This window comes from Hypericibacter sp. (genome assembly GCF_050729195.1).
GTDB lineage: Bacteria > Pseudomonadota > Alphaproteobacteria > Dongiales > Dongiaceae > Hypericibacter.
In genome coordinates this window covers 1-3,953 of sequence record NZ_JBOHKS010000297.1, presented here as the reverse complement: position 1 = coordinate 3,953, position 3,953 = coordinate 1, and the positions used below count along the sequence as shown (strand labels likewise).

Genomic DNA, 3,953 nt, shown 5'->3' with positions numbered 1-3,953 from the left:
CTTCTGGACATGGGGAGAAACATGGCCGAACTCGACGCCGCCCTGGAGCGGCTCCGGACGCTGGCCGAGGGCGGTCTCGATCAGGCGACGGCAATGCCGCCGGCGATCTATCGGAGCGCCGAGTTCCATGAGCTCGAGAAGAAAGAGATCTTCGCCCGCGAATGGCTCTGCGTCGGCTTGGCCGCGGACGTGCCGGCCGCAGGCCATTATCTGAGCTTCTCGATAAACGACCAGCCGGTCTTCGTGGTGCGCGGGCGCGACGGCGTGATCCGCGGCTTCTCCAATGTCTGCCTGCACCGGATGATGCGGCTGGTCGAGGGCCAGGGCAGCTGCCAGCGGCTGGTCTGCCCCTATCATGCCTGGACCTACGATCTCGACGGGCGGCTGCTGGGTGCGCCGCACATGAAGCAGACACCCGGCTTCGAGCCCCGCAGCCATCATTTGCCCGCGATCCGGGCCGAGGTCTGGCAAGGCTGGGTCTATGTCACGCTCAACGAGCAGGCCCCACCGGTCAGCGAGCTGCTGACAACGCTGGCGCCCATGGTCGCCCCTTACGAGATGCAGAATTACATCTCGGTGGCGCTGCAGGACCATGTCTGGAACACGAACTGGAAGCTGCTGACCGAGAATTTCATGGAGGGCTATCACCTTCCCGTGGCCCATCGCGCGACAGTCGGGGCCTGGATGCCGATCGAGGACACGCGCTTCCCGACCGAGCCCAACGACCACTTCACGGTCCAGACTTTCACCAAGGACGAGACCGCCCGTTATGGCCGCGCGCATCCCTCGAACACGCGCCTCGAAGGCCATCACCGCTACACGACGGTCATGCCCTCGGTCTTTCCGGCGCATATGTATGTGCTGGCGCCCGACCATCTCTGGTACCTGTCGCTCCGGCCCAAATCGCTGGGCGAGGTTCATGTCCGCTTCGGCGTGGCGCTGGCGCCCGAGGTCGTCGCCAACATGCCGGACCTCGAGAAGGAAAAGGCCGAGCTGCTGGATTTCTTCGACAAGGTGAATGCCGAGGACCGCTTCGTGGTGGAAGGTCTCTATCAGGGCGTACAGGCACCGCTCGCCAAGCCGGGACGGCTCAGCTGGCTCGAGCGCGAGATCCACGATTTCACCTGCTATCTGGCGGCCCGGCTCGCCGGCTGGCGGCGGAGCGAGTCACTTTCTCAGCGCAAGCGCGCCGTTTCCTGACGCCTCAGGGACCGCGATAGCCGAAGCTGACGATGCGGTAGCGCATCAGGATATACATCACCGCGAAGATGAAGAAGACGGCGCCGTTGACCAGCGTCGCCAGCGCGAACAATTCCGGTCCCAATCCGAATCGAAGCGAGCCCCAAGCCACTGCCGGCAAGGTCGGGATGGCGCCGAGGTTGTAGAACGAGATCTCGAGATTGTTGAAGGCGAGGATGAAGCTGATGAGGAAGGCCCCGAAGAGCGAGGGCCAGATCGTCGGCAGGGTGATCTCGATGAAGCTGCGGAACGGCCCCGCGCCGAATACCATCGCCGCATCGTCCATGTTCCAGTCATAGCGCACGAGCTGTGCCAGGATGATGAGGAAGGCGAAGGACGTCCCGGGCACGGCGTTGGCGGCCATGGCGGAATAGAGATTGCCCGGCAGCCCCAGCACCCGCGCATTGAAGGCGAGCGTCGAGATCCCGATCAGGAGCTCGGCCACGAACAGGGGTGCCAAGAACATGAACATGGCGAAGCCCCGCCAGCGTGAGCGGTAGCGCAGGATGCCGATGGCGCCGGCGGCGGCCAGCACGGTCGAGAGCGTGGCGCTGCCCAGCGCGAGCGTGATGCTGTTGGCGAGCGCGTCGCCATAGAGGGAGCTGGCGAAGAGGTCGCTGTAGGACTGCGCCGAGAAATGCGGTGGGAAGGGCCAGACGATATCGGCCGAGAAGGAGGTGTAGATCACATAGAAGATCGGCGCGTAGAGGAAGACATAGACCGCGGCCAGCACCAGCATCATGGCCAGGACCGCCGGCATCAGCCGCTTGCGCTTGGGCGCTGTCATGGATTGATCACCCCGGTGAAGCCGCTGCGCTTCAGATTGATCGAGCGGCCGATCAGGATGATGGCGGCGATCGAGAAGACGAAGAGGGCCACGCCCATGGCCGAGCCCAGGGCCCAGGTGCCCGTCTCGCCGAATTGCTGGGCGAGACTCATGCCGAAGGAACTCGATTGCGTTCCGCCCAGGAATCGCTGCGTAACGACAGACGCCAGGCAGGGAATGAACACCACAACGAGCCCGATCGCCGTGCCGATCCAGTTGAGCGGCCAGGTGATCTCGATGAAGGCGCGCCAGGGCTTCGCCCCGTTGATCTTGGCGACCTCGAGCAGCTCGAAATTGAAATTGATCACCGAGAGATAGATCGCGGTGATCATGAAGGGCACATAGAGATAGACGAGCCCGATGCCGGCCGCGAGCGGCGTATACATCAGCACCTGGATCGGCGGCAGCCCGATCTCGGTCAAGGTCATGTTGATGAGCCCGATCGGCCCGAACAGTCCCTGTAGCGCCGCGATGCGCAGGATGACGCCGGTGAAGAAGGGGGCGGCCAGGAGCAGGACCAGCAGCAGCCGGTAGCGCCCGCCATGCTTGGCGATGAAATAGGCGACCGGCCAAGCGATGACGAGGCAGCCCAGGGTCACCGAGAGCGCCATGAAGAAGGAGCGCAGGAAGAACACCCGGTAGGCAGGCTCGGTCAGCATCACCCGGTAATTGTCGAGGTTCCAGTCGGCATAGAGCTCGTAGCTCTCGGTGCGCCAGAAGCTGAACACGACGATCGAGAGCAGCGGCAAGAGCAGCGCGATCATGATGAAGAGCGTGCCCGGTCCCGCCAGCAGCGCAAAGCGGTAGGCGAAGAGCCGGTGCAGCTTGGTCCGGCGGGGCGTGATCTGCAGCGTGCCGGCGCTCATCGCCTCAACCCGCGAAACAGGCGCCGCCGCCGGCGGGCCAATGAACCACGACCGCCTCTTCCGGCCGCAGGCTGAGCGCGCGCGGCGCAGCGGTGGCGATGATCTCGACGCCATCGGCCAGCGTCACGATATAGTTGGCGGTCTGGCCCTTGAAGATGATGTCGCGCAGCTTGCCCGGCAGCTGGTTGCGGCCCTGGAGGTCCGCGCCATTGGCGCTGGCCGGCGCGATCTCGAGATCCTCATATTTGATCGAGAGCTGGAGGGCCGCGCCTGCGACGGCACCTTGCGGGCACGGCACCAGGATCGAACGACCGCGCCATTCCATGCGGCCGAGCGTGCCATTGGCCTCGACCAGCTTGCCTTCGAGGCGATTGGCATGGCCGACGAAGCTCGCCACGAAGGCCGAGGCCGGGTTGGTGTAGATCTCGACCTTGGCGCCGACCTGCTCGAACTGGCCGTTGCGCATGACCGCGATGCGGTCGCTCATGGTCAGCGCTTCTTCCTGGTTATGCGTGACATAGATGAAGGGGATCTGCAGCTCCTTCTGGTAGCGGCGGATCTCGACCTCCATCTCGGAGCGTAGCTCGCGGTCGAGATTGGCCAGCGGCTCGTCGAGCAGGAGCAGCGCCGGCTCGGCGATGAGCCCGCGCGCCAGCGCCACGCGCTGCTGCTGCCCGCCCGAAAGCTCGTTGGGATAGCGGCCCTCGAGCTTGTCCAGATGCATCAGCTTGATGATCCAGGCCAGCCGCTCGTCGCGCTTGGCCCTGTCGACCCGCTGCATGCGCAAGGGGAAGACGATGTTCTCGGCGACCGTCTTGTGCGGGAACAGCAGGAAGTTCTGGAACACCATGCCGATATTGCGCCCATAGGGCGGCAGCTCGGTCACGTCGCGGCCTGCGATCAGCACGCGGCCGGTATCGGGCGGCTCCAGCCCGGCGATGATCCGCAGCAGCGTGGTCTTGCCGGAGCCGCTGGGCCCCAGCAGCGTGAAGAACTCGCCGCGATCGATCGTCAGGTCTATG

General features: G+C 64.8%; 4 protein-coding genes. 1 reads left to right on the top strand and 3 read right to left on the bottom strand.

Going from position 1 to position 3,953, the window contains the following annotated elements:
- Positions 1-1,200 (top strand): aromatic ring-hydroxylating oxygenase subunit alpha (locus ACREE8_RS24290; protein ID WP_431575604.1); only part of this gene is annotated, 1,200 nt, incomplete at its 5' end.
- Between the two features lie 4 nt (positions 1,201-1,204).
- On the opposite strand, the gene ACREE8_RS24285 is transcribed toward ACREE8_RS24290, so the two are convergent.
- The 3 genes from ACREE8_RS24285 to ACREE8_RS24275 form a co-directional block, all read right to left on the bottom strand.
- Positions 1,205-2,026, bottom strand: a complete 822-nt coding sequence (locus tag ACREE8_RS24285) for a hypothetical protein (protein WP_431575603.1) — start codon at positions 2,024-2,026, stop codon at positions 1,205-1,207.
- Positions 2,023-2,931, bottom strand: coding sequence for an ABC transporter permease (locus tag ACREE8_RS24280; RefSeq protein WP_431575602.1), 909 nt, complete (start codon positions 2,929-2,931; stop codon positions 2,023-2,025). Before ACREE8_RS24280 ends, ACREE8_RS24285 begins: the two co-directional genes overlap by 4 nt.
- 4 nt (positions 2,932-2,935) lie before the next feature.
- On the bottom strand, positions 2,936-3,953 hold a 1,018-nt coding region (locus tag ACREE8_RS24275; protein WP_431575601.1), incomplete at its 5' end, for an ABC transporter ATP-binding protein.

Bases quoted from the DNA above. Each gene is read 5' to 3' on its own strand.
- ACREE8_RS24280 (WP_431575602.1), bottom strand. From the start codon at position 2,931: ATGAGCGCCGGCACGCTGCAGATCACGCCCCGCCGGACCAAGCTGCAC.
- ACREE8_RS24285 (WP_431575603.1), bottom strand. From the start codon at position 2,026: ATGACAGCGCCCAAGCGCAAGCGGCTGATGCCGGCGGTCCTGGCCATG.